This is a genomic window from Nocardioides sp. CPCC 206348 (genome assembly GCF_048654705.1).
Classification (GTDB): domain Bacteria; phylum Actinomycetota; class Actinomycetes; order Propionibacteriales; family Nocardioidaceae; genus Nocardioides.
Window position 1 is genome coordinate 35,177 of record NZ_JBMCZA010000211.1, and the last position, 4,706, is coordinate 39,882.

Consider the following 4,706-nt stretch of genomic DNA (forward strand, 5'->3'; position numbering starts at 1 on the left):
CCAGTGATCCCCTTCCGCGAACGCAACCCCGTCGTCGTGGGTGCCGTCAGCATCGCCACGCTCGTCCTGCTGCTGGTGGCCGCGCTGCGTGCCCAGGACCTGCCGCTCATCGGGGGCGGCGACACCTACTACGCCTCCTTCGCCGAAGCAGGTGGGCTCAAGGTCAAGGACGAGGTCCGCATCGCCGGTGTCCGCGTCGGCCAGGTGACGTCGATGGAGCTCGACGGCAACTCGGTCAAGGTCGGGTTCCAGGTCAAGACCGATGCCGAGTTCGGCGACCAGACCCGGGCCGACATCAAGGTCAAGACGATCCTCGGATCGATGTTCATCGCGCTCACCCCGGCCGGCCAGGGCCAGCTCGCCGAGGGCGCGTTGATCCCGAAGGACCGCACCACGTCGCCGTTCGACATCGTGGAGGCGTTCTCGGGTCTCGCCGAGACGTCGGCCGACATCGACACCGACCAGCTCGCGGCGTCGCTGACGACGCTGGCCGACCTGACCCGCAACACCCCCGAGGAGTTCCGGGCTGCGCTCGACGGCGTCTCCGCCCTCTCCGAGGTCGTGGCCTCGCGCGACGACGAGATCAACTCGCTGCTGAAGAACCTGAACCGTGTCTCGACCGTGCTGGACGCCCGGGACGAGGATATCATCGCCCTGATGGCGGACTCGGACAGCCTGTTCAAGGCGCTGGTCCTGCGCAAGGCCCAGATCCACCGCCTGCTGGTGTCGACGACGACGTTGAGCACCAAGCTCACGGGCCTGATCCGCGAGACCAGGGCCGACCTCAAGCCAGCGCTGGACCACCTCGACTCCGTCCTCAAGGTGATCAAGAAGAACGAGGACAATCTCGAGTTGTCGATCAAGACGATGGCGCCCTTCTACCGGGTCTTCGCCAGCACGCTCGGCAACGGGCCCTGGTTCGACACCTACATCTTCAACCTGCCGCCTGCGCCCGGGACGGTGAGCTGAGCATGAGCACCGAAGTGAGCGCACTGCGCCGTTGGCTCCCGCTGGCCGTCATTGGACTCCTCATCGTGTCCGGTCTCGTCTGGCTGTTCGGCAGCGGAGGCGGCACGAAGACCGTGACCGCCTACTTCCCGCGCGCCGTGTCGATCTACGAAGGCAGCGACGTCCGGGTCCTCGGCGTCACGGTCGGACAGGTCACCGAGGTGGTGCCGGAGGGCACCCAGGTCAAGGTCGTCATGACGTACGACGAGGACCTGAAGCTCCCGCAGGACGCCGAGGCCGTCGTCGTACTGCCCTCCGTCGTGGGTGACCGCTACATCCAGCTGACCCCTGCCTATGAGTCGGGCACCGTGATGGCCGACAACACCGTGATCAAGGTCGACAAGACCGCGATCCCGCTCGAGCTCGACCAGGTGTTCTCCAGCATCGACCGCCTCACCGTCGCCATCGGCCCCGAGGGCGCCAACCGCGACGGCGCGCTGACCGACCTGCTGGAGCAGACCGCGAAGAACTTCGGCGGCCAGGGCGAGCAGTTCAACCAGACCATCAAGGACTTCGGCCGGTTCAGCGAGACGCTCGACAACAACAAGGACGACCTGTTCGAGTCGGCGGAGAAGCTCGAGGGCTTCATCAAGACCCTCGCCGACAACGACTCCACGGTGCGCGACTTCAACAAGTCGCTCGGCGACGTGTCGTCCCTGCTCGCCGACGAGCGCCAGGAGCTGACGACCGCACTGAGCAACCTGGGCGTCGCCCTCGACGAGGTCGGCAACTTCGTCAAGACGAACCGCGAGGTCCTGGGCCGCAACATCAAGGACGTCAACCGGGTCGCGAAGATCCTGGTCCGCCAGCGCGCGGCACTCGACGAGATCCTCCAGGCCGGTCCGCTGGCGCTGACGAACCTGTACCACACGTACAACCCGGGCAACGGCACGCTCGACACCAACGCCAACATCGGCAACCTGGTGAACGAGCTGACGTCGAACCCGGCGGACGTCCTGTGCGCCCTCCTCTCCGGGGCCGACCCGGGCGGCACGGTGTGTGACCTCGTGAGCGGGGTCCTGCCCCGCGGTGCCCCGTTCGGGACCGGCTCCTGGCACACCCAGCCGTACGACCCGACCCTCAGTGGACTCGTGGAGGTCGACCGATGACCCGCCAGAGCACCGGCCTCCGGTCCCGGCTGCGCACCGCCGCTGCGCTCGCGCTCGGCATGGTGCTGATGTCCGGCTGTGACTTCGACGTCTACCAGCTGCCGCTTCCCGGCGGCACGGACACGGGCGACAACCCGATCCAGGTGACGGTCAAGTTCGACGACGTCCTCGACCTCGTGCCGATGTCGTCGGTGAAGGTCAACGACGTCGCGGTCGGCCAGGTGAAGGACGTCGAGCTCGACGGCTATCGGGCCGTCGTCACGCTCGAGCTGCGCGATGACCTCGACCTCCCTGACAACCCGGTTGCCTCGATCCGCCAGACCAGCCTGCTGGGCGAGAAGTTCGTCTCGCTGGCGCCGCCGAGCACGGGTGCGACGGGCAAGCTCTCCGATGGCGACGTGATCGAGAAGGGCGGGCGCAACCCCGAGGTCGAAGAGGTCCTCGGTGCCCTGAGCCTGGTCCTCAACGGCGGCGGCGTCGCGCAGCTGAAGACCATCGCTGCCGAGCTCAACCTGGCCCTCGAGGGCCGGGAGGACTCGGCGAAGTCGGTCCTGACCCAGGTGTCGTCGCTCGTCGGCCAGCTCGACGAGCGCAAGGGCGACATCGTCAACGCGATCGAGGCGATCAACCGTCTCGCCGTCAGTGCCCGTACCCACCAGAAGAGCATCGACAGTGCTCTCGAGGAGCTCCCCAGCGCGCTCGACTCGCTCGACCGCCAGCGCGAGGACCTCGTGGCGATGCTGCAGGGACTCACCCGGCTCAGCGACGTCGGCGTCCGCGTCATTGAGACCACGCAGACCGCCACGGTGAACTCGCTGCGGGCGCTCGACCCGATCCTCACCCAGATCTCCAAGGCGGGCGACGACTTCGTCGACGGGTTCAGCACCTTCCTGACGTTCCCGTTCATCGACGAAGCGGTCGGCCGCGACCCCGTCGTCGCCGACAACCTCCACATGGGTGACTACGTCAACCTGTCGGTGGACCTCCAGCTCGACCTCGGGGCGCTGGAGCTTCCCGATCTCGTCTGCATCCCGATCAACGAGCTGCCCGACTCGCCGCTCGATGAGCTCATCGACCTGAAGAACCTCTGTGCCGGGGCCACCAAGGCGCTCCAGAGCTGCCTGAAGACGCCGCCCGACGTGACGGCCTGCGCCAAGCTGCCCCAGTACCTGCTCGACAACGTCTGCGACGCCGTCGACCTGTTGTGTGCCCTCACCGGGGGTGCGCGGAGTGGCGGCGCGAGCGGCGGGGGTGCGGCCAGCAACCCGATCGAGGACCTCCTCGGCAGCGTGCTCAAGGGCGGTGGCCTCGGTCGGCCCGCGCCGGGCGCGTCCAGTGACGCCAATGCCATGTGGCGCGACTTCGACCAGGCCTATGACACCGACATGGTGAGCTTGTACGCCGGGCCGATGACCACGAACGGCACGGCTCGGAGGGCTGCTCAGTGATCACCCGTCGTACCCGGATCCAGCTGATCATCTTCGCGGTGATCACCCTCGTCGGTGTGTCCTTCGTGGGAGCCCGCTACGCCAAGCTCGACCGCCTCGTCATCGACCGTGCCTACACGGTGACGGCGCACTACCCGCAGTCCGGCGGCATCTTCACCGGCGCCGAGGTCACCTACCGGGGCGTCGGCATCGGTCGGGTCGGGGACCTGGTCCTCACCGACCAGGGCGTCGACGTCGAGCTGGAGATCGAGAAGGAGTGGGACAAGATCCCCCGCGACACGCTCGCGCTGGTCGGCAACAAGTCGGCCGTCGGTGAGCAGTACGTCGAGCTGCAGCCGCAGACCGACGACGGGCCCTATCTCGTCGACGGCTCCGAGATCGACGACGTCGCGACGCCCATCGCCACCGAGGTGCTGCTGGACAACCTGTCGGCGACCGTCGGCAGCATCGACCGTGACGCACTGCGGACCACCGTCCAGGAGCTGGGCGCGGCGTTCGGCGGCACCGGCCCCGACCTGCAGAAGATCATCGACACCGGCAACTCGTTCATCGAGACGGCCAGTGACAACTTTGACGTGACGACGGCACTGATTCGCGACAGCAACACCGTGCTGCGCGGCCAGGTGGCCTCGGAGTCCTCGCTGCGCACCTTCGCGACCCAGCTCGCGGCGTTCTCGACCGCGCTGGCGGGTGCCGACGGTTCGGTGCGCAAGGTCATCGACGCGGGTTCGCTCGCCGCCACCCAGCTGCGCACCTTCCTCGAGCAGAACGGCGTGGAGCTCAGCGAGCTGCTGGCCAATGTCGTGGCGACCAATGACGTCGTGGTGCGGCACCTGCCGGCGCTCAAGCAGCTGCTCGTGGTCTACCCGACGGCGGTGCTCGGCGGCATGGTGGTCGTCGGCAAGCGGGCCGAGTCGGCGGGTGGTTCGGGCTTCTGGGACGCGCACTTCGGGCTGATCATCCAGGCGGAGCTGCCCACGCCGGGCGGGCATGCGCTGTGCCGCAAGGGCTATCTCACCGACCGTCGCAACCCCGAGTCCGATCGCGGCGACCTGCCGATGCCCAACGTGCGCTGCAACGAACCGATCACGACCAGCAACCCGCGTGGTCCGCAGAACCTGCCGCGCGTCGCGCCGGACAT

General features: G+C 67.8%; 4 protein-coding genes. All 4 read left to right on the plus strand.

The window, feature by feature from the left end:
* A partial coding sequence (locus ACOADB_RS21920) for an MCE family protein (RefSeq protein ID WP_378603561.1) occupies positions 1-969 on the plus strand: 969 nt, incomplete at its 5' end.
* A 2-nt stretch (positions 970-971) separates the two neighbouring features.
* Positions 972-2,117 carry an MCE family protein gene (locus ACOADB_RS21925; protein ID WP_378603564.1) on the plus strand — a complete coding sequence of 382 codons (1,146 nt, stop codon included), beginning with the start codon at positions 972-974 and terminating at the stop codon, positions 2,115-2,117.
* Positions 2,114-3,565 carry an MCE family protein gene (locus ACOADB_RS21930; RefSeq protein ID WP_378603567.1) on the plus strand — a complete coding sequence of 484 codons (1,452 nt, stop codon included), beginning with the start codon at positions 2,114-2,116 and terminating at the stop codon, positions 3,563-3,565. Before ACOADB_RS21925 ends, ACOADB_RS21930 begins: the two co-directional genes overlap by 4 nt.
* Positions 3,562-4,706 (plus strand): MCE family protein (locus ACOADB_RS21935; RefSeq protein WP_378603570.1); only part of this gene is annotated, 1,145 nt, incomplete at its 3' end. The genes ACOADB_RS21930 and ACOADB_RS21935, both read left to right, overlap by 4 nt.